A 19,423-nucleotide genomic window follows, 5' to 3' on the forward strand; every position below is an offset into this window, starting at 1 on the left:
TACCGGGGGCGCTCCGCGACCCCCGAGGCGAGGTTGCGCCGCGCGCACCAGGGCGGCACACGGCCCGAGCGGAGCCGGTACCGGGTCCGTAGGCTGGACGGGTCATGACGCGATCGAATGCCGATTCCTGCCCCGGGGTGCTGACCCTGCACGAGGCCGCCGACGGGCCGCTGGCGAGGGTGCGGGTGCCGGGCGGGCAGCTCGGCGCCGCCGGGTTGCAGGCACTGGCCGAGGCGGCCGACGAGCTCGGCGACGGCGCCCTCGAGCTGACCTCGCGCGGCAATGTGCAGCTGCGCGGCATCCGGGACGCCGCCGCGCTCAGCGCGCGGCTCGGCGCCGCCGGGCTGCTGCCGAGCCCCACCCACGAGCGGGTGCGCAATATCGTGGCCTCCCCGCTCTCCGGCCTGGCGGGCGGGGTGGCCGACGTGCGCGCGCTGGTCCCGGCGCTGGACGCCGGGCTGCGGGCCGCGCCGGAGCTGGCCGAGCTGCCGGGGCGGGTGCTGTTCACCCTCGACGACGGCCGCGGCGACGTCAGCGGGTTCGGCGCCGACATCGGGCTGCACGCGGTGCAGCCCGGGGTGTTCGCGGTGCTGCTCGCCGGGGCGGACAGCGGGATCCGGGTGGCCGCGGGCGATGCCGTCGGGCTGGTACTCGCCGCCGCGCGCGCCTTCGCGGAGATCCGTGGGACGGCGTGGCGGCTCGCCGAGGTACCGGAGGGCGCCGCGCGGGTGCGCGAGCTGCTCGGGTTCGCGGGCACCGCGGCGGGGCCGGTCGTCCCCGACCCCGCGGAGCAGCCGCCGATCGGCTGGCTGCCGCAGGACGACGGGCTGGTCGCGCTCGGCGCCGGGGTCCGGCTCGGGGTGCTGCCCGCGCGCACCGCGCTCTTCGTGGCGGCGGTGGAGCGGCCGGTGCTGGTGACGCCGTGGCGCGGGCTGGTGCTCCCCGATCTCGACGAGTGGACCGCCGAGCAGGTCGTCCGGGTGCTCGCCCCGATGGGGCTGATCTTCGACGCGGACTCGCCGTGGGTGCGGGTCAGCACCTGCGCCGGGGCGCCCGGCTGCGCGAAGTCGCACACCGACGTGCGCGCCGACGCCGCCGCCGCGGTGGAGTCGGGACACGTGCACGGGCGGCAGCACTGGTCCGGGTGCGAACGCCGGTGCGGGCACCCACACGGTTCGGCCACCGATATCGTCGCGGGCCCGGACGGCTACCGGGTGACCGAGCCATGACTGCCCACGTCCTACTGTTGTGCCCATGTCCGTAACCCGTTCCGGCTACCTCACCGATGGCGCCGAGATCTACCGGCGGTCCTTCGCCACCATCCGCGCCGAGGCGAACCTGGAGCGCTTCCCCGCCGACATCGCGCAGGTGGCGGTGCGGATGATCCACGGAACCGGGCAGGTCGACCTCGCCGACGACATCGCCTTCTCCCCCGGCGTCGTCACCGCCGCCCGCACGGCGCTGCGCGCGGGCGCCCCCATCCTCTGCGACGCGACCATGGTCGCCGCCGGCGTCACCCGCAAGCGCCTCCCCGCGCGGAACGAGGTGCTCTGCACCCTCGCCGACCCGCGCACCCCCGCGCTCGCCGCCGAGCTCGGCACCACCCGCTCCGCCGCCGCGCTGGAGCTGTGGCGGGACCGGCTGGCGGGTGCCGTCGTCGCCATCGGCAATGCCCCCACCGCGCTCTTCCACCTCTTCGACATGCTGGACGCCGGGGCCCCGCGCCCGGCCGCGATCCTCGGCATCCCGGTCGGCTTCATCGGCGCGGTGGAGTCCAAGGAGGCGCTGATCGAGTACGGCGGGGTCGAGTACCTGACCGTGCGCGGCAGGCGCGGCGGCAGCGCCGTCACCGCCTCCGCGCTGAACGCCATCGCGAGCGAGGCGGAGTGAGCGGCAAGCTGTGGGGTGTCGGGCTCGGCCCCGGCGACCCGGAACTCGTCACCGTCAAGGCCGCGCGGGTCATCGGCGCGGCGGACGTCGTCGCCTTCCACAGCGCGCGGCACGGGCGCAGCATCTCGCGCGCGATCGCCGCGCCCTACCTGCGGCCGGGCCAGCTCGAGGAGCACCTGGTCTACCCGGTGACCACCGAGACCACCGACCACCCCGGCGGGTACCAGGGCGCCATCGACGAGTTCTACGAGCAGGCGGCCGAGCGGCTCGCCGTCCACCTCGCCGCGGGGCGCTCGGTGGCGCTGCTCGCCGCGGGCGACCCGCTCTTCTACAGCTCGTACATGCACATGCACCGGCGGCTGGCCGACCGGTTCGAGGCCGAGATCGTGCCCGGCGTGACCTCGGTGAGCGCCGCCTCCGCCGCGCTCGGCACGCCGCTGGTCGAGGGTGAGCAGGTGCTAACCGTGCTGCCGGGCACGCTGCCCGCCGCCGAACTCGCCGAGCGGTTGCGCTCGACCGAGGCGGCGGCGGTCCTCAAACTCGGCCGCACGTACCCCGCCGTGCGGCAGGCGCTCTCCGACGCCGGGCGGCTCGACGACGCCTTCTACGTCGAGCGCGCCAGCACCGGGCGGCAGCGGGTGCTGCGCGCCGCCGACGTCGACGAGGGCAGTGTCCCGTACTTCGCCATCGCGGTCGTTCCGGGTCCGAAGCCGGAGACGCACATCCCGCTCACACCGGAGGGGGTCGGCGTCGGCGACAACGGGTCCGGCCGGGCGCGCGTCCGCGACGCGGCTTCGGGAAACATCCCGGCGGCGGACGGCGCCGTACTGTCCGAGGGCGCACTTCCCGCTGGCGGTGGCGCACCGACCGCGGACGATAGCAGCCCGCTCGCAGCCAACGGCGCCGAGCGATCCGCGGCGGTGGTCCCGAGTGGCCCGGCGGTGGCCGAGAGCGGCCCCGCGGGCGAGGTCGTCGTCGTGGGGCTCGGGCCGGGCGACCCGAACTGGACCACCCCGGAGGTCACGGCGGCGCTCGCCGAGGCGACCGACCTGGTCGGGTACACCACCTACATCGACCGGGTCCCGACCCGGCCGGGCCAGCGCCGCCACGCCAGCGACAACCGGGTGGAATCGGAGCGCGCCGCCATGGCGCTGGACCTGGCCCGGCGCGGTGCCAGGGTCGCCGTCGTCTCCTCCGGCGACCCCGGCGTCTTCGCCATGGCCGCCGCCGTCCTGGAGGAGGCCGCCGACCCGCGCTGGGCGGGCGTGCCGGTCCGGGTGCTCCCCGGCGTCACCGCCGCGCACGCCGTCGCCGCCAGGGCGGGCGCCCCGCTCGGCCACGACTACGCGACGATCTCGCTCTCCGACCGCCTCAAGCCGTGGGAGGTGGTCGCCGAGCGGATCGCCGCGGTCGCCGCCGCCGACATGGCCATCGCCGTCTACAACCCGGCCTCCTCGCAGCGCACCTGGCAGGTCGCCGCCATGCGCGACCTGCTGCTCGAGCACCGCGCCCCGGACACCCCGGTGATTCTCGGCCGCGACGTCGGCGGCCCGACCGAATCGGTCCGCGTCGTCCCGCTCGCCGAGCTCGACCCGGCCGTGGTCGACATGCGCACCCTGCTGATCATCGGCGCCTCGACCACCGCGGTGCACGGCGCCAGGGTCTTCACCTCGCGCCGCTACGCCGCCCTGCCGCGCTAATATTCCACAGAGGAAGGTGCGCAGCATGAGTGAACCGAAGCCGAAGCCGTTGAACGCGACCGCCGCCTCGCTGCTGGGATTCCTGCACGAGGGGCCGCGCTCCGGCTGGGACCTGGTGGCCGAGGCGCAGCGGCGGATCGGCGACTTCTGGACCGTCACCCAGAGCCAGGTCTACCGCGAACTCGCCGCCATGGACGCCGCGGGGCTGGTCGAGAAGGGCGCGGCGGGGGCCCGCGAGCGCACCCCGTACCGGATCACCGAGGCGGGCAAGGCCGCCTTCGGCGAGTGGATCGCCCGCGATCCCGGCGCCGAGACCATCCGCGTCCCGCTGCTGCTCACGCTCTCCTTCGGCGAGCACCTGGACCGCCCGCACATCGACCGCATCGCGGCCGCCAACCGCGCCGTGCACCAGCGGCGGCTGGACGGCTACCTCGCCCAGGAGTGCCCCCCGCAGGCCCGCTACCAGCGCGCCACCCTGGAGTTCGGGATCCGCTACGAGCGCGCGGTGCTCGGCTGGTTCGACGATCTCGCCGCCATCCTGGACGGCGGGGCACCGGAGTAGTACGCCGAAATCTCCGCACCGGGTACGGGGACTCCCGACCCGGCACCGGATTGCCGGAGCGTCACCGCAGACGAAGCCACTCCATCGCGCCGTCCACCGTGGCGACGACCGGGGCGCCGCCCGCGGGCAGCGGCGGCCGATCGACCATCACGACCGGCACCCCCACCGCCCTGGCCGCGACCAGCTTGGCCTCGGTGTCCGGCCCGCCGCTGTCCTTGGTGACCAGCACGTCGATCCGGTGCGCACGCAGCAGCTCGATCTCGTCCGCGACGGCGAACGGCCCGCGGGCGAGCAGGATCTCGTGGCGCGGCGGCAGCGGCGGCTCCGGCGGATCAATGGCGCGGATCAGGAACCAGGCGTCCGCGACCCCCGCGAAGGCGGAGACGCCCTGCCTGCCGATGGTCAGGAAGACCCGCCCGCGCAGCCCCGCGGCGGCCGCGGAGAGCGCGGGCACGCGGGTCCACGAATCTCCCCGCGCGGCCACCCAGCCGGGGCGGCGCAGGTGCAGCAGCGGGATCCCCGCGGCCGATGCCGCGGCGGCGGCGTGCTCGCTCATGGTCGCCGCGAAGGGGTGCGTGGCGTCCACCATGGCGTCGATCGCGTTGTCGCGCAACCACGCCCGCAACCCCTCTGCCCCGCCGAACCCCCCGACCCGCACCTCCCCCTCGGGCAGCACCGGCGCACGAACGCGGCCGGCGAGCGTCGACCCGTGGGCGAGTCCGCGCTCGCCGGCCGCGATGCGGGCGAGGTTCCGCGCGTCGGCGGTCCCGCCCAGGATCAGGACCCGGGTCAGGGCTGGCCGCTGAAGTAGGCGGCGCCCGCGTTCAGCAGGGACGGGCCGCCCGCCACGAGCAGGCCGATGACGCCGCCGATCACGGCGCCGGGGATGATGGTGACGATGCCGATCAGGCCGAGCAGGGCGCCGATCACGGCGCCGACGGCGGCGCCGAGCGAGGCGCGCTGCAGCTCCGCGAAGAACCAGTCCTGCGAGGAGATGTCCTTGATGCCGCCGACCGAGCCCGCGACCGGGGTCAGGGTGAGCGAGCTGCCGTCCGCGGCGACGGCGGCGCCGATCGCCACCTCCTGGCCCTGGGCCTTGCCGCTGAGCGGGATGCTGGTGACGACCTCGCCCGCGGCGTTGGTCAGGGTGACGGCCTGCCCGTCGGCGTCCAGGCTGAAGGCGCCGCCGGTGACCGTGGTGACGATGGACTTGCCCGCGTCGGCGAGCGCGACCGCGTAGTCGATGCCCTTGTCCTGGCCCTGCACCGACGGCGAGGTGGCCTGCTGCTGCTCGGCGGGGGCGGGGACCGGGGCGGCGTAGGAGGTGCCGGAGGCGATGCCGGTGGCGGCGGCGGCCAGCAGCGCGGTGGCGGCGAACTTGCTGTACTTCATCTGTCTCCCCATCAGGAAAATCCGTTTTCCGGGCGACCGGAACTCGGGGCCGACCCTACCCCGTCGCGCTCCCCGTTTTCACGGTCCCGCCGAGGTTTCGCCGCTCTTTCGCACCGCCCAGTGCGTCACCGGCAGCTGTGGCGACCACGTGGTGAACCCGCCCAGCGGCTTGCCGCGATACACCTGGTAGCGGCGCAGGGTACCGCCGTACCGGTGGGAGTTCGCCAGGAGCAGGGCCTCGGATTCGGCCGTCACCGCGGCGGCGACCAACCGCCCGCCGACCGGCAGCGCGGCCCAGCACGCCTCCAGCAATCCCGGCTGGGTGATCCCGCCGCCGACGAAGACGGCGTCCGGTGTCCCGTCCTCCGGCCGGAAATCGGGCGCGGCGCCGCGCACCGCGATGCCGGGGACGCCGAGCGCGGCGGCATTGGCGGTGATCCGGTCGCGGCGGTCGGCGTGCTGCTCGAAGGTGACCGCGCGGCAGGTTGGGTGGGTGCGGCACCACTCGATGGCGATGGTGCCGGAGCCGCCGCCGACGTCCCAGAGCAGCTCGCCGGGGGCCGGGGCGAGCGCGGCCAGGGTGAGCGCGCGGATCTCGGCCTTGGTGAACTGGCCGTCGCCGCCGAAGACGGCGTCCGGGAGGCCGGGGGTCCGGGTGAGCCGGAGGTGGTCGTCGTCCGCGACGGCCTCGACGGCGGCGATGTTGAGCGGGTCGCACTCCGGGTGCGGCCAGTCCGCGGCGGTGCCGGTGCGCCGCTCCTCGGCCGGGCCGCCGAGCTGCTCCAGCACGGTCAGCCGCGACCCGCCGAACCCGTTGTCGCACAGCAGCTTCGCGAGCGCCGCCGGGGTGGTGCCGTCGGCGCTGAGCACGAGGATCCTGCGGCCGTCGGTGAGCTCGGGCAGCACGGTCCGCACCGGCCTGCCGACCGCGCTCACCACCGGGACGTCCTGGGCGGGCCAGCCGAGCCGGGCGCAGGCCAGCGCCGCCGACGAGGGCTGCGGCCGCACCCGCAGCGCCGCCGGGCCGAACAGCCCGGCCAGCGTGCCGCCGATCCCGAAGAACATGGGATCCCCACTGGCCAGCACCGCGACCCGCTCCCCCGCGTGCTCGCCGAGCAGCGCAGGCAGCGCGGGGAGCAGGGGCGACGGCCACGCGCGTCGCCGCGCGGGCACCTTGTCCACTGGAACCAGCTCGAGCTGGCGAGCCGAGCCGAACAGCACCGCGCACGCCGCGAGTTCGGCCCGCACAGCGGGCAGGATCCCGTCCCACCCGTCCGCCCCGATCCCCACGACCAGGATCGGCACCCCCGACCACGCCGGTGCGCTCATGCCGCCCCCGCGCCGCCGCAACGGAACGTGCGCAACACGAGGTCAGCGCGCCGATCTCGCGCGCCGTAGCCCGCCAACCGCGTCCCTACCGCAGCCCGTGCGGCGTCTCCCGGCAACCGTGCCTCTGTCACAGCCCATACGTCGCAACCCGACAGCCACGCCCCCGCGACGGCCCGCGAGCCGCGGTCAACCCCGACCTTCACCGCGGCATCCGCCGCCACACCACCTGCGGCAGCTGCTTCATGACGGCGATCACCGGCCGCAGCGCCCACGGCACCCAGACCCGCGCCCGCCCCCTGTCCAGCGCGCGCACGACGGCATCCGCGACCCGGTCGGGCGTGCTGGAGAACGGCGCCGGGGTCATCCCCTCGGTCATCCGGCCGATGACGAACCCGGGCCGGACCAGCAGCAGCCGGACCCCGGTGCCGTGCAGCGCGTCGGCGAGCCCGGAGGCGAAGCCGTCCAGCCCCGCCTTGGCCGAGCCGTAGACGTAGTTCGCCCGGCGCACCCGCGCCCCGGCGATCGAGGAGAAGACCACCAGCTGCCCCGACCCCTGCGCGCGCATCAGGTTCGCCAGCACCGTGAGCACCGAGACCTGCGCGACGAAATCGGTGTGCACCACGGCGACGGCGTGCGCCGGGTCCTGCTCCGCCCGCGCCTGATCACCGAGCACCCCGAAGGCGAGCACCGCGACCCCGATCGCGCCGTGCTCGGCGGCGATCTTCTCCAGCAGCGCCTGATGGCTCGCGACATCGTCGGCGTCGAACTCGACCGGGTGCACCGCGGCCGCCCCCGCCGCGGTCAGCCGCGCGCTCTCGGCGGCCAGGTCGGCGCTGCGCCGGGCGGCGAGCACGACGGTGCGCCCCGGGGCGAGGCGCTGCGCCACCTCGAGCCCGATCTCGCTGCGTCCGCCGAGCACCAGAACGGTTCCTTCTGCCATGCGCCCATCCTGTCAGGCACCGGCCGCGGCGCCGGAGCGCGCCCCGGCTACCGTCGTGCCATGACGACCGGCATCACGCAGCTCACCCCCGCCGCCAGCGAATTCGTCACCGAGCGGCACCTGGCCACGCTCACCACGCTCCGCGCCGACGGCACCCCGCAGGTGACCGCGGTCGGCTTCACCTGGGACGCGGAGGCCGGGCTGGCCCGGGTGATCACCGACGGCAAGTCGGTCAAGGCGCGCAATGCCCGCCGCTCCGGCTACGCCGCGGTGAGCCAGGTCGACGGCCCGCGCTGGCTCACCCTGGAGGGCCCGGCGGAGGTGTGGGAGGAGCCGGCGAGCGTCGCCGAGGCCGAGCGGCGCTACGCCGCCCGCTACCGCGTGCCCAGGGAGAACCCGACCCGCGTGGTCCTGGTGATCCGGGTCGCGAAGGTGCTCTCCAGCCGCACACTGCGCGAGCAGTAGCCGGACCCCGAGGCGCCGACACCGTCCGCCGCACCCGCGAGCGCCCGTCGCGCCCGCGCGCCGCACCGCGAAGCCGCTTGCCCGGCACGCGCGCAGGATCGTCGACTCGGGCGGTCGCGGCTACCCGGGCACGCTCAGAGCACGGTCAACCCGTGCGGCTGCTGGTTCACCGGCTCGCAGCCGTCCTCGGTCACCACGACGATGTCCTCGATCCGGGCGCCCCACTCGCCGGGGAAGTAGATCCCCGGCTCCACGCTGAACGCCATCCCGGCGCGCAGCGCCAGGTCGTTGCCCGCGACGATGTACGGCTCCTCGTGCACCGAGAGCCCGATCCCGTGCCCGGTGCGGTGCACGAAGGCATCGCCGAACCCGGCGTCGGTCAGCGGCTTCCGCGCGGCGGCGTCCACCTCCTCGGCGGTCACCCCGGGCCGCACCGCGGCGACCGCGGCCGCCTGCGCGCGCTCCAGCTCGGCGACCCGCTCGGCCACCTCGGTCCGCGGCTCGCCGAGCACGTAGGTGCGGGTGCTGTCGGAGTAGTAGCCGGGCTCCACCGGGCCGCCGATGTCGACGACCACCACGTCGCCGCGCTGGATCACCCGGTTGGAGACCTCGTGGTGCGGGTCGGCACCGTGCGGGCCGCTGCCGACGATGATGAAGGCCGCCTCGGTGTGCCCCTCCTCCAGGATGGCCCGCTCGATGTCCGCGGCGACCTGCGCCTCGGTCCGGCCCGCCATGAGGAAGTCGGCCATCCTGGCGTGCACCCGGTCGATGGCGGCGCCCGCCCGGCGCAGCGCCTCGATCTCCGCCGCGTCCTTGATCATGCGCAGTTCGCGCAGCACCGGCGTCGCCGAGACCGGCAGCCCGGAGAAGGACTCGGCCAGCGGGATCAGGTGCAGCGCGGGCATGGCGTCGGCCACCGCGACCCGCGAGCCCGCGTGCAGCGCGGAGCGCACCAGCTTGTACGGGTCGGTGCCGTCCACCCAGTCCAGCACGCGCAGCCCGAGGTCGGCGACGGCGGAGCCGTGCAGCGAGGCCAGCTCCAGCTTGGGCACCACCACGGCCGGGGTCGCACCGTCGGCGTTGATCACCAGGCAGGTGAGCCGCTCGAAGGACTGCGCCGCCGACCCGAGCAGGTAGCGCAGGTCCGGGCCGGGCGTGACCAGCAGGGCGTCCAGGTGCGCGGCGCGCATGGCCGTGACCGCCCGCTCCAGCCGGTCACCGTAGACCTCCGCCGCGAACCGCGTCTCCTCGCTCATGGCTCGACCGTACCCGGCCCGCGGCCGCCCCGCGTGCAACGCCCGCTCTGCGAGCACCGGACGAGGAGGTGCGGCCGCACCGGCCGGTCGCTCGCGGCCGCGGGCTGGGCGGCGCGCCGGAGCGACCGGCCCGCGCCGCGCCGCCGCCCCGGTGTCGGGGGCGCCCGGTACCCTTCGGCGCGTGAGCGATCCCGACCGGCCCCTGCTGCTGCTCGACGGCGCCAGCCTGTGGTTCCGCGCCTTCCACGCCATCCCGGACAAGCTGACCGCCCCGGACGGCCGCTCGGTCAACGCGGTGCGCGGCTTCACCGACATGGTGGCCTCGCTGATCACCAAGCACACCCCGAGCAGGCTGGTGGTCGCGCTCGACCTGGACTGGCGCCCCGCGTACCGGGTGGAGCTGGTGCCGAGCTACAAGGCGCACCGGCTGGACACCGCGGCCGCGCCCGGCACCGAGGTGGTGCCGGACCGGCTCACCCCGCAGGTGCCGATGATCATGGAGGTGCTGGCCGCGGCCGGGATCGCCACCGGCGGCGCCGAGGGGCTGGAGGCCGACGACGTGCTCGGCACGCTCGCCGACCGCGAGCGCACCGATCCGGTGGTGGTGGTCAGCGGCGACCGCGACCTGCTGCAGCTGGTGCGCGACGAGCCGGAGCCGCGGGTCCGGGTGCTCTACGCCGGGCGCGGGCTGGCCAAGGCGGAGCTGTTCGGGCCCGCCGAGGTGGCGGCGAGGTACGGGGTTCCGGTGCCGAACGCGGGCCCGGCCTACGCGGACATGGCGACGCTGCGCGGCGACGCCTCGGACGGGCTGCCCGGCGTCGCCGGGATCGGCGACAAGTCGGCGGCCACGCTCATCCAGCGCTTCGGCTCCCTGGAGGCGCTGCGCGCCGCGGTCGAGGATCCCGGCGCCGACCTGGCGGCGGGGGTCCGCGCGAAGCTCCGCGCCGCCGCCGACTACCTCACCGCCGCGGCGCCGGTGGTCCGGGTGGTCCGCGACGCCGACGTCGCCCTCTCCACCGACGACGCGCTCCCCGCCGAACCCGCCGACCCCGCCCGGCTGCGCGAACTCGCCGCCGAGTACAACGCGGAGAGCCCGATCGAACGGCTGATCAAGGCGATGGCCGCCGCCCACGCGGGCTGAATCGAACCGACTCCGCGGGGCCGCGCGCATCCGCCGCAGCGGGGCGAACCGGCGCCGCACCCGGACAACGGAAACCGGGCGACGCCCCTCGTCGGCGCCGCCCGGAAATCCCGGCGGAATCCCGCCGGGACCGAACTCAGCTGGGGCGCCCGACCTCGTAGGTGCCGTCCTCGCTGGTGATCTTGACGGTGACGACCTTCGACTCGCCGCTGACGTCGACGGTGCAGGTGAAGGTGGCGTCCACCTTCACCTCCTGCCCGGAGGGGCAGGAGACCGTGCCGATGTCCTGGATGCCGTAGGAGTCGCCGAGCACCTTCTCGACGCCGTCCTGCACGGCGGCCTGGTCCAGCTTGTCGGTCGCGGTGACGGCGAGCACCAGCGCGGCGATCAGCCCGACGACGACGAGCCCGCCGACGATCAGCCCGATCAGCAGCCCCTTGTTCTTGCCGCCCTGCTGCTGCGGCGGCTGCCCCCACTGCTGCTGCGGCTGGCCCCACTGCTGCTGCGGCTGCTGGGGCTGCCCCCACTGCTGCTGCGGCTGCGCCTGGGGCTGCGGCTGCTGGCCCCACTGCGGCTGGGACTGCTGCGGCTGCTGCCCCCACTGCGGCTGCGACTGCCCCCACTGCTGCTGCGGCTGCTGCTGCGACGGGTCGCCGCCGCCCCACTGCTGGGTCGGCTGCGCCTGCGAGGGAGGCTGACCGGTCCACTGCTGCGTCGGCTGCGCGCCGCTCACCGGTTGCTGTCCACCCCACTGCTGGGTGGGATCGTTGCGTCCCTGGTCGGGGCCGCTCGGTCCGTACGGGCCGCTCATCCAGTTGCCTCCACTCGCATCGTTGTCCACACGGTAGCCCCCCGTGCGCGACCCGTCGCCCGGCGACGGCTGCGTACACGGTCGGTACGCGAGGAAATCAAATCACACCCGGTCGGGTCACGCGGCGTCCACCGCGACGACACCCCGCCGGATCGCCCGGACCGCCTTGGCGGCGGTCGCCGCCACCTCGACATCGTCGGCGGTGCCGTGGATCTGGTCCAGCAGATCGATCACCTGCCTGCACCAGCGCACGAAATCGCCCGCCGAGAGCGGCGAGCTCTGGTCGCCACCGGCCAGCAACGCGTCGGCCAGCCCGTCGCCGCGCGCCCACAGGTAGACGGTGCCGACGAAGCCGGGGTCCGGCTCCCTGGTCGGGGCGAGCCGGTGCGCGGACTCGTCGGCGCGCAGCTCGCTCCAGATGGCGAGCGTGGCGTTCAGCGCGCGCCGGATGGGCTGGGTCGGGCCGCTCGCGCCGATCAGCCCGACCTCCTGGCGCGATTCGTACACCAGCGCGGAGACCACCGCGGCCAGCTCGGCCGGGCCGAGCCCGCGCCAGCTGCCCTGTCGCAGACACTCGGCGACCAGCAGGTCGCTCTCGGTGTAGATGCGCGCCAGCCGCCTGCCATCCGCGGTGACCTCGCCGTCGGCGACGTACCCGCGTTCGGCCAGCAAACCGACGATCCGGTCGAAGGTGCGGGCCAGTGAGTTGGTGGTGGCGGCGACCTTCTGCCGCATGGACTCGGTCTCCCGCTCCAGCCGGCTGTACCGCTCCCCCACCCGGCACAGCTGCTCGCGGTCCGGGCGGTGGTGCGCCGGGTGCGCGCGCAGCGTGCGGCGCAGCGTGGAGAGCTCGCGGTCCTCCGCGGCATCGGCCCTGCCGCCGTTGCGCCTGCCCCGCCCCGGCGCGGCGATGCCGGTGCTGCGCAGCGCCGAGGCCAGGTCGCGCCGGGTGCGCGCGGTGCGGTGGTCGACCCGGCGCGGCAGCCGCATGTGCCCGAGCGCCTCGGCCGGGACCGGGAAGTCGGCGACCGAGACCCGGCCCGCCCACTTGTCCTCGGTGAGCACCAGCGGGCGCGGGTCGCCGGGGGTGGCGTCCGGCTCCAGGATCACCGCGAGCCCCGCCCTGCGCCCGGTCGGGATCGCCACCACGTCGCCGCGGCGCAGCGCGGTGAGCGCGTCCGCGGCGGCGCCGCGGCGGTCGGCCCTGCGCTGCTGGGCGAGCTGCCGCTCGCGCTGCGAGATCCGCTCGCGCAGCTCGATGTACTCCAGCATGCCGCCGCCCGCGCCGCCGAGCTGGTCGCGCAGCTTGGCGAGCTGGCCCTGGTTGCGCTCGATGCCGCGGACCAGCCCGACCACCGAGCGGTCGGCCTGGAACTGGGCGAACGACCGCTCCAGCAGCTCGCGGGATTCGGCCGCGCCCATCCGGTCGATCAGGTTGATCGACATGTTGTAGCCGGGCCGGAACGAGCTGCGCAGCGGGTAGGTGCGGGTGGAGGCGAGCCCGGCCACCGCGCTGGCGTCGACCTGCGGCTGCCAGAGCACGACGGCGTGCCCCTCGACATCGATGCCGCGCCGCCCGGCCCTGCCGGTGAGCTGGGTGTACTCGCCGGGGGTGAGCTCGGCGTGCGACTCGCCGTTGAACTTGACCAGCCGCTCCAGCACCACGGTCCTGGCGGGCATGTTGATGCCGAGCGCCAGCGTCTCGGTGGCGAAGACCGCGCGCACCAGCCCGCGCACGAACAGCTCCTCGACGGTGTGCCGGAAGGCGGGCAGCATGCCCGCGTGGTGCGCGGCGAGGCCGCGGTGCAGCGCCTCCCGCCACTCCCAGTAGCCGAGCACCTCGAGGTCGCCGCGCGGCAGCTCGCCGGTGTGCCGCTCGATGATCCGGTCGACCTCCGCCAGCTCGTCGGGGCGGCCGAGGTCGAGCCGGGAGCGCACGCACTGCGCCAGCGCGCCGTCGCAGCCCGCCCGGCTGAAGATGAAGGTGATCGCCGGAAGCAGCCCCTCCTCGTCCAGCTGCGCCAGCACCTCGGGGCGCGGCAGCGGGCGGAAGTCGCGGCGCGGCCCGCCGCCGCGGCCGCGCGGAGCGCCCCAGTTGTTCATCCGGTCCGCGCTCTCCCGCTGCCGGATGTAGCGCACCAGATCCTCGTCCACGATGATCTTCTGGTCGCTGGAGGAGGTGTCGAACAGGTCGAAGAGCCTGCGCCCGACCATCACGTGCTGCCAGAGCGGCACCGGCCGGTTCTCGTCCACGACGACGGCGGTGTCGCCGCGCACCGTCTCCATCCAGGCGCCGAACTCCTCGGCGTTGCTGACCGTCGCGGACAGGCTGACCAGCCTGACCTCGGCGGGCAGGTGCAGGATGACCTCCTCCCAGACCGCGCCGCGGAACCGGTCGGCGAGGTAGTGCACCTCGTCCATGACGACATAGGACAGCCCGTGCAACGCGTCCGAGGAGGCGTAGAGCATGTTGCGCAGCACCTCGGTGGTCATCACCACCACCGGGGCGCCCGGATTCACCGACTGGTCGCCGGTGAGCAGCCCGACGCTCTCCCGCCCGTGCCGCTCGACCAGGTCGGCGAACTTCTGGTTGGAGAGCGCCTTGATCGGCGTGGTGTAGAAGCACTTGCCGCCCGAGGCGAGCGCGAGGTGCACGGCGAACTCGCCGACCACCGTCTTGCCCGCGCCGGTGGGCGCGCAGACCAGCACGCCGTGCCCCGCCTCGAGGGCGGCGCAGGCATCCCGCTGGAAGGGGTCGAGCGCGAAGGAGAGGTGAGCGGCGAAGCGTGCCAATTCGCCCGTCAGCGACCGGTCGTGTGTCACTCCTCAGAGCGTATCGGAGTAGTCCGACACCGAGCGCGGGGTTTTCCCGGGCTGCGCGACCGGGGCCGCCGCGTCGACGCCGGACGGCGTCGGGATCGCGGAGGCCTCTTCGTCATCGAGCCCGCCGAGCCCGCCGTCCCGCTCGCGCCGGGCCCTGCGGCCGTCGTTGAACCGGGAGAGCTGCACCGCGAGCTCGAAGAGCACGGTCAGCGCGAGCGCCAGCGCCAGCATGGAGAAGGGGTCCTGCGGGGTGACGATGGCGGCGAAGACGAAGAGCGCGAAGACGATGCCGCGGCGCCAGGCCTTGAGCTTGGCGTAGCTGAGCACGCCGACCAGGTTCAGCCCGATGATCAGCAACGGGAACTCGAAGCTCACGCCGAAGATCACCAGCAGCTGGATGATGAAGCCGAAGTACTGGGTGCCGCTGAGCGCGGTGATCTGCACGTTGTCGCCGATGGTGAGCAGGAAGCTCAGGGCGTGCGCGACGATCACGTAGGCCAGCACCGCGCCCGCGGCGAAGAGCACGGTGCCGGTGGCGACGAAGCCGATCGCGTAGCGCCGCTCGTTGGGGTGCAGCCCCGGGGTGATGAAGGCCCACACCTGGTAGAGCCAGAGCGGCGCGGAGAGCACCATGCCCGCGGTCATGCCGACCTTGAGGCGCAGCATGAACTGCTCGAACGGGCCGGTGGCGAGCAGCCTGCAGGCACCGTCCGGCGTCAGCGCGGCGCGCGCCTCGGGCGGCAGCGAGCAGTAGGGGCCGCGCAGCAGCTCGCCCAGGCTTTCGATCCCGAAGAAGGAGTGCGAGTACCACAGGAAGCCGAGGAGGGTGCCGAGCGCGATGGCCGCGATCGCCTTGAGCATGCGGCTGCGCAGTTCGTGGAGGTGCTCGACCAACGACATGGTGCCGTCGGGGTTCGTCCGGCGTCGGCTGCGCCGCGGATCGAACGGGATTCGCATGATCGGTGAGGCCCCTGGCCGGTCGCGCGGCGCGGCACCTGCCGGCTGCGTCGTGGATGCGGAGTGGTGTGGATTGGCGGTGTCGGACGCCCGGACAGCGCGGCGGCCGCTCGTGCTGCGCCTGCGCTGTGCCGCCCGGCCCGGCGCCGTGGCGCGCGATCCCGGCCTCCGTCCGGAACGCGTCCGGTCCGGCGGAGCGGCAGGGCCGCCTCAGCTCGTCAGAGCGACTTGGACTGCGTCTTCTGCTCGGTGGCCTGCGCCTGCTGCGGCGCCGCGGCGGGCAGCTGCTGCGTCGGCTCGGCGGCCTGCTGCTGCGGCGCGGCCTGCTGGCTCCCGCTCTCGTTCTGCATCTGGCTGACCTCGCTCTTGAAGATGCGCAGCGAGCGGCCGAGGCCGCGGGCGGCGTCGGGGAGCCGCTTGGCACCGAAGAACATCACGAAGAGCGCGGCGATGATCAGCCAGTGCCAAATGCTCAGACTGCCCATTGTTCTACCTCCCGAAGCTGTGGTAGGTCCGATGCTACCGGACCGGGATAACGGTGACCGCGTGTTGCGGCCAGTAATTGCGGGCAACCGCCATCAGATGCCGGATCCGGCCAACCCGGCCTCGGCGTACGCGGCCAGCGCCGCGGTCGAGCGCTCGCGCACGGCGGCCACCAACTCCGGCGGGCCGAGCGCGGTGACCCCGGCCCCGAAGCCGAGCAGCAGCCGGGCCATCCAGTCCAGGGTGGCGAAGCGCATGGTGGCCTCCAGCCCGCCGTCCGGCGTCGACCGCACCCGGTGCATCGGGTACTGGTCCAGCACCCAGGCGTGGTCGGCGCGGATCAGCAGCCGGGCCAGCGGCACCGACGGGTCGTCCTGGAAGAGGTCGAGCCCGGCAGCGCGGTCGGTGGCGTCCCGCGGCGGCACGGCGGGTTCGTCCAGCTCGGTGGCGCCCTCGATCCGGTCGAACCGGAACAGCCGCACCCCCTCGGCCTGCCTGCACCAGGCCTGCAGGTAGCTGTTGTCGTCCACCAGCACGATGCGGATGGGGTCGACCACCCGCTCGGCGACCTCGTCCCGGCTCGCCGAGTAGTACACCAGCCGCAGCGCGCGGCCGTCGGCCAGCGCGGCCCGCACGGTGGCGACCTCGGGCGGCTCCACCGGCGGCTCGGCGCCGGGCAGCGCCGACGGCGCGGGCGCGGCGCCGGTGATCGCCGCCTCCAGCTTGGCGATGGCGGCGTAGGCGGCGCTCGGGTCGACCATGCCTGGCATGTCAACGATCGAGCGCAGCGCCACCAGCAGCGCGGTCGCCTCGGTGGAGGTCAGCCGCAGCGGGCGGTCCATGCCCGCGGAGAAGGTCACCTCGATGCTCTCCTCGGAGAAGGAGAGGTCGATCAGGTCGCCGGGGCCGTACCCGGGCAGCCCGCACATCCAGAGCTGGTTCAGGTCGCTCATCAGCTGCTTGGTGGTGACGCCGAGGTCGGCGGCGGCCTCCGCGGCGCTGATGCCCGGGTTGGCGATCAGGTACGGCACCATGTTCAGCAGCCGGGCGAGCCGCACGGAGAGTCTGCTGGTCACAGCGGCACCTCGGTGCGGTCGAGGACCGAGCGGAGCCGGGCAACCACGTCGGTGCGCAGCTCGTCCGGGCCGAGCACCAGCGCGTCCGCGCCGAGCCCGGTGATCAGCCTGGCCAGCCAGCCGTAGGAGCGCACCGGCAGCTCGACCACCTCGCCCGGCCTGCCCGCCAGCACCTTCGTCCCGGTCACGGTGCCGCGCCTGCGCAGCTCGCGGCCGCGGCCCTCGGCCACCCACACGGCCGCGGTGCCGACCACCGGGGAGTCCCCGGTGACCCGGGCGACCACCTCGCGCAGGTCGACTCCGTCCGGCTTGCGGACGGCGTTCTCCGGGCCGTGCGCGGTGATGTCGTCGCCGATCCGGGAGAGCCGGAAGGTGCGCACGGCATCCCGGTCGCGGTCGTGCCCGACCAGGTACCAGCGGCCCCGGTGGGTGACGACGCCCCACGGCTCGACATCGCGCATGAGGTAGGGCGCGTCGAACCGGGCCCGGTGCTCGAAGCGCACCGCGCGGCCCGCGTCCACCGCGCCGAGCAGCTTGTTCAGCACCGGCTCCGACCCGCGCGTGCGGGCCGGGACGGCGGGCACCGAGGCGATGGCGGCATCGGTCTCCACGTGCACGCCCGCGGCGCGCAGCTTGAGCAGCGCGCCCTCCGCCGCGGCGGCCAGCTCCGGCGATTCCCACATCTGCACGGCGACCGCGACGGCGGCGGCCTCCTCACTGGTGAGGTCGATCTCCGGGAGCTCGTAGGCGTCCCGGTTGATCCGGTACCCCTCCACCGAGGTGAACCGGCCGACCGGCCCGACCTCCAGCGGGATGCCGAGATCGCGCAGCTCGTTCTTGTCCCGCTCGAACATCCGGCTGAACGCTTCGTCGCTGGCCGAGTCCTCGTACCCCGCGACGCTCGTCCTGATCCGCTCGGCGGGGAGGAACTGCCGGGTCGAGAGCAGCGCGATGACCAGATTCATCAGCCGTTCGACCTTGGATATCGCCACCCGATAGAGGGTAATCGACGCCCGTCACATGGAGGCGATGAGGCGATCCACCCGTTCGTCCACCGAGCGGAACGGGTCCTTGCACAGCACGGTGCGCTGGGCCTGGTCGTTCAGCTTGAGGTGCACCCAGTCGACGGTGAAGTCGCGGCCCGCCTCCTGCGCGGCGGTGATGAAGTCGCCGCGCAGCTTGGCCCGCGTGGTCTGCGGCGGGGTGTTCACCGCGGCGTCCACCGCCTCGTCCTCGGTGACCCGCTTGGCCAGCCCCTTCCGCTGCAGCAGGTCGAAGACGCCGCGGCCGCGCTTGATGTCGTGGTAGGCCAGGTCCAGCTGGGCGATCTTGGGATCGGAGAGCTCCATGCCGTAGCGGTCCTGGTAGCGCTGGAAGAGCTTGCGCTTGATCACCCAGTCGATCTCGGTGTCGACCTTGGCGAAATCCTGCGCCTCCACCGCGTCCAGGGTGCGGCCCCAGAGGTCGACCACCTGGTCCACCTGCGGGTCGCGGTCGCGGTTGCGCAGGTGCTCGACGGCGCGGGCGTAGTACTCGCGCTGGATGTCGAGCGCGCTCGCCTGCCGCCCGCCCGCCAGCCGGACCGGGCGGCGGCCGGTGAGGTCGTGGCTGACCTCGCGGATGGCGCGGATCGGGTTGTCCAGGGCGAAGTCACGGAAGGAGACCCCGGCCTCGATCATTTCGAGGACCAGGGAGGCGGTGCCGACCTTGAGCATGGTCGTCGTCTCGGCCATGTTGGAGTCGCCCACGATGACATGAAGCCGGCGGTACTTCTCCGCGTCGGCGTGCGGCTCGTCGCGGGTGTTGATGATCGGGCGCGAGCGGGTGGTCGCCGAGGAGACGCCCTCCCAGATGTGCTCGGCGCGCTGCGACAGGCAGAAGGTGGCCGCCTTCGGCGTCTGCAGCACCTTGCCCGCGCCGCAGATCAGCTGCCGGGTGACCAGGAACGGGAGCAGCACGTCGGAGATCCGGGAGAACTCGCCCGCGCGGACCACGAGGAAGTTCTCGTGGCAGCCGTAGGAGTTGCCCGCGGAGTCGGTGTTGTTCTTGAACAGGTAGATGTCACCGCCGATGCCCTCCTCGGCGAGCCGCTGCTCGGCATCGATCAGCAGCTCCTCCAGCACCCGCTCGCCCGCCCGGTCGTGCGTCACCAGCTGGGCGAGGCTGTCGCACTCGGCGGTGGCGTACTCCGGGTGCGACCCGACGTCGAGATAGAGCCGCGCGCCGTTGCGGAGGAACACATTGGAACTGCGGCCCCAGGAAACCACCCGGCGGAACAGGTACCGGGCCACCTCGTCGGGGGACAGCCGACGGTGACCGTGGAAGGTGCACGTGACACCGAACTCGGTCTCGATCCCCATGATTCGTCGCTGCACCCCATCGACATTACAGCCATTCGCGCCGGTGGCGGGGCTGTCGGGAGAACCACGTTGCCTACGTTCTCACAACGATCGCCGGTCCGGGCCGGGCAAAGAACGCCCCGGGGCGCCCGGGACCCGAAAAATTCCGGTACGAAAAAGGCCGCGGTGACGGCTCGGCTCCGGGCGCGGCCGATCGCCGCGAACCGACCGCGAGGGGACGCACCCCACGGTGCCTCCC

General features: G+C 74.3%; 18 protein-coding genes. 6 read left to right on the top strand and 12 right to left on the bottom strand.

Going from position 1 to position 19,423, the window contains the following annotated elements:
- Positions 1 to 104 precede the first annotated feature (104 nt).
- From cobG to ACFUUZ_RS20825, 4 genes are read left to right on the top strand one after another with little or no spacing between them, the layout of a single operon-like run.
- A complete protein-coding gene (gene cobG / locus ACFUUZ_RS20810; RefSeq protein WP_378698572.1) occupies positions 105 to 1,229 on the top strand; it encodes a precorrin-3B synthase in 1,125 nt (374 codons plus the stop codon).
- Between the two features lie 25 nt (positions 1,230 to 1,254).
- Positions 1,255 to 1,890: a precorrin-8X methylmutase gene (locus tag ACFUUZ_RS20815; protein ID WP_378698574.1), complete on the top strand. Its 636-nt coding sequence runs from the start codon at positions 1,255 to 1,257 to the stop codon at positions 1,888 to 1,890.
- The gene (locus ACFUUZ_RS20820) at positions 1,887 to 3,590 is read left to right on the top strand and encodes a precorrin-2 C(20)-methyltransferase (RefSeq protein WP_378698576.1); all 1,704 of its coding nucleotides are present in this window, start codon (positions 1,887 to 1,889) and stop codon (positions 3,588 to 3,590) included. Before ACFUUZ_RS20815 ends, ACFUUZ_RS20820 begins: the two co-directional genes overlap by 4 nt.
- A 25-nt stretch (positions 3,591 to 3,615) precedes the next feature.
- A complete protein-coding gene (locus ACFUUZ_RS20825) occupies positions 3,616 to 4,152 on the top strand; it encodes a PadR family transcriptional regulator (RefSeq protein WP_378698578.1) in 537 nt (178 codons plus the stop codon).
- 61 nt (positions 4,153 to 4,213) lie between these two features.
- On the opposite strand, the gene ACFUUZ_RS20830 is transcribed toward ACFUUZ_RS20825, so the two are convergent.
- The 4 genes from ACFUUZ_RS20830 to ACFUUZ_RS20845 all read right to left on the bottom strand — a co-directional run bounded on the left by ACFUUZ_RS20830 (position 4,214) and on the right by ACFUUZ_RS20845 (position 7,813).
- Complete coding sequence (locus ACFUUZ_RS20830; RefSeq protein WP_378698610.1) at positions 4,214 to 4,945, bottom strand: cobalt-precorrin-6A reductase; 732 nt, start codon at positions 4,943 to 4,945, stop codon at positions 4,214 to 4,216.
- Complete coding sequence (locus ACFUUZ_RS20835) at positions 4,942 to 5,544, bottom strand: hypothetical protein (protein WP_378698580.1); 603 nt, start codon at positions 5,542 to 5,544, stop codon at positions 4,942 to 4,944. The genes ACFUUZ_RS20830 and ACFUUZ_RS20835 overlap by 4 nt, the downstream gene beginning before the upstream one ends.
- Positions 5,545 to 5,622: 78 nt before the next feature.
- Positions 5,623 to 6,873: a precorrin-6y C5,15-methyltransferase (decarboxylating) subunit CbiE gene (gene cbiE / locus ACFUUZ_RS20840; protein ID WP_378698582.1), complete on the bottom strand. Its 1,251-nt coding sequence runs from the start codon at positions 6,871 to 6,873 to the stop codon at positions 5,623 to 5,625.
- A 199-nt stretch (positions 6,874 to 7,072) separates the two neighbouring features.
- A complete protein-coding gene (locus tag ACFUUZ_RS20845) occupies positions 7,073 to 7,813 on the bottom strand; it encodes an SDR family NAD(P)-dependent oxidoreductase (protein WP_378698584.1) in 741 nt (246 codons plus the stop codon).
- A gap of 60 nt (positions 7,814 to 7,873) precedes the next feature.
- On the opposite strand from ACFUUZ_RS20845, the gene ACFUUZ_RS20850 reads away from it, so the two are divergent.
- Positions 7,874 to 8,278: a PPOX class F420-dependent oxidoreductase gene (locus tag ACFUUZ_RS20850; protein ID WP_378698586.1), complete on the top strand. Its 405-nt coding sequence runs from the start codon at positions 7,874 to 7,876 to the stop codon at positions 8,276 to 8,278.
- A gap of 134 nt (positions 8,279 to 8,412) precedes the next feature.
- Here the strand turns inward: ACFUUZ_RS20850 and ACFUUZ_RS20855 are convergent, their stop codons facing one another.
- Positions 8,413 to 9,534 carry a M24 family metallopeptidase gene (locus ACFUUZ_RS20855; RefSeq protein WP_378698588.1) on the bottom strand — a complete coding sequence of 374 codons (1,122 nt, stop codon included), beginning with the start codon at positions 9,532 to 9,534 and terminating at the stop codon, positions 8,413 to 8,415.
- A gap of 181 nt (positions 9,535 to 9,715) precedes the next feature.
- On the opposite strand from ACFUUZ_RS20855, the gene ACFUUZ_RS20860 reads away from it, so the two are divergent.
- The gene (locus ACFUUZ_RS20860) at positions 9,716 to 10,675 is read left to right on the top strand and encodes a 5'-3' exonuclease H3TH domain-containing protein (RefSeq protein WP_378698590.1); all 960 of its coding nucleotides are present in this window, start codon (positions 9,716 to 9,718) and stop codon (positions 10,673 to 10,675) included.
- 136 nt (positions 10,676 to 10,811) lie between these two features.
- Here ACFUUZ_RS20860 and ACFUUZ_RS20865 read toward each other — a convergent pair whose 3' ends face one another.
- The 7 genes from ACFUUZ_RS20865 to pafA all read right to left on the bottom strand — a co-directional run bounded on the left by ACFUUZ_RS20865 (position 10,812) and on the right by pafA (position 19,200).
- The gene (locus ACFUUZ_RS20865; protein ID WP_378698592.1) at positions 10,812 to 11,486 is read right to left on the bottom strand and encodes a DUF4333 domain-containing protein; all 675 of its coding nucleotides are present in this window, start codon (positions 11,484 to 11,486) and stop codon (positions 10,812 to 10,814) included.
- Between the two features lie 117 nt (positions 11,487 to 11,603).
- Entirely contained in the window at positions 11,604 to 14,309 is a 2,706-nt protein-coding gene (locus ACFUUZ_RS20870) for a DEAD/DEAH box helicase (protein WP_378698594.1), read from the bottom strand.
- A gap of 3 nt (positions 14,310 to 14,312) precedes the next feature.
- Positions 14,313 to 15,266 carry a twin-arginine translocase subunit TatC gene (tatC, locus tag ACFUUZ_RS20875; protein WP_378698596.1) on the bottom strand — a complete coding sequence of 318 codons (954 nt, stop codon included), beginning with the start codon at positions 15,264 to 15,266 and terminating at the stop codon, positions 14,313 to 14,315.
- A gap of 218 nt (positions 15,267 to 15,484) precedes the next feature.
- Positions 15,485 to 15,751: a Sec-independent protein translocase subunit TatA gene (gene tatA, locus ACFUUZ_RS20880; RefSeq protein ID WP_378698598.1), complete on the bottom strand. Its 267-nt coding sequence runs from the start codon at positions 15,749 to 15,751 to the stop codon at positions 15,485 to 15,487.
- Positions 15,752 to 15,844: 93 nt separating this feature from the next.
- The gene (locus ACFUUZ_RS20885; RefSeq protein WP_378698600.1) at positions 15,845 to 16,825 is read right to left on the bottom strand and encodes a helix-turn-helix transcriptional regulator; all 981 of its coding nucleotides are present in this window, start codon (positions 16,823 to 16,825) and stop codon (positions 15,845 to 15,847) included.
- Positions 16,822 to 17,817 carry a helix-turn-helix transcriptional regulator gene (locus ACFUUZ_RS20890; protein ID WP_378698602.1) on the bottom strand — a complete coding sequence of 332 codons (996 nt, stop codon included), beginning with the start codon at positions 17,815 to 17,817 and terminating at the stop codon, positions 16,822 to 16,824. Before ACFUUZ_RS20890 ends, ACFUUZ_RS20885 begins: the two co-directional genes overlap by 4 nt.
- A gap of 24 nt (positions 17,818 to 17,841) precedes the next feature.
- Complete coding sequence (pafA, locus tag ACFUUZ_RS20895; RefSeq protein WP_378698604.1) at positions 17,842 to 19,200, bottom strand: Pup--protein ligase; 1,359 nt, start codon at positions 19,198 to 19,200, stop codon at positions 17,842 to 17,844.
- Between the last annotated feature and the right edge of the window lie 223 nt (positions 19,201 to 19,423).

Source organism: Nocardia sp. NPDC057353, assembly GCF_042667085.1.
GTDB lineage: Bacteria > Actinomycetota > Actinomycetes > Mycobacteriales > Mycobacteriaceae > Nocardia.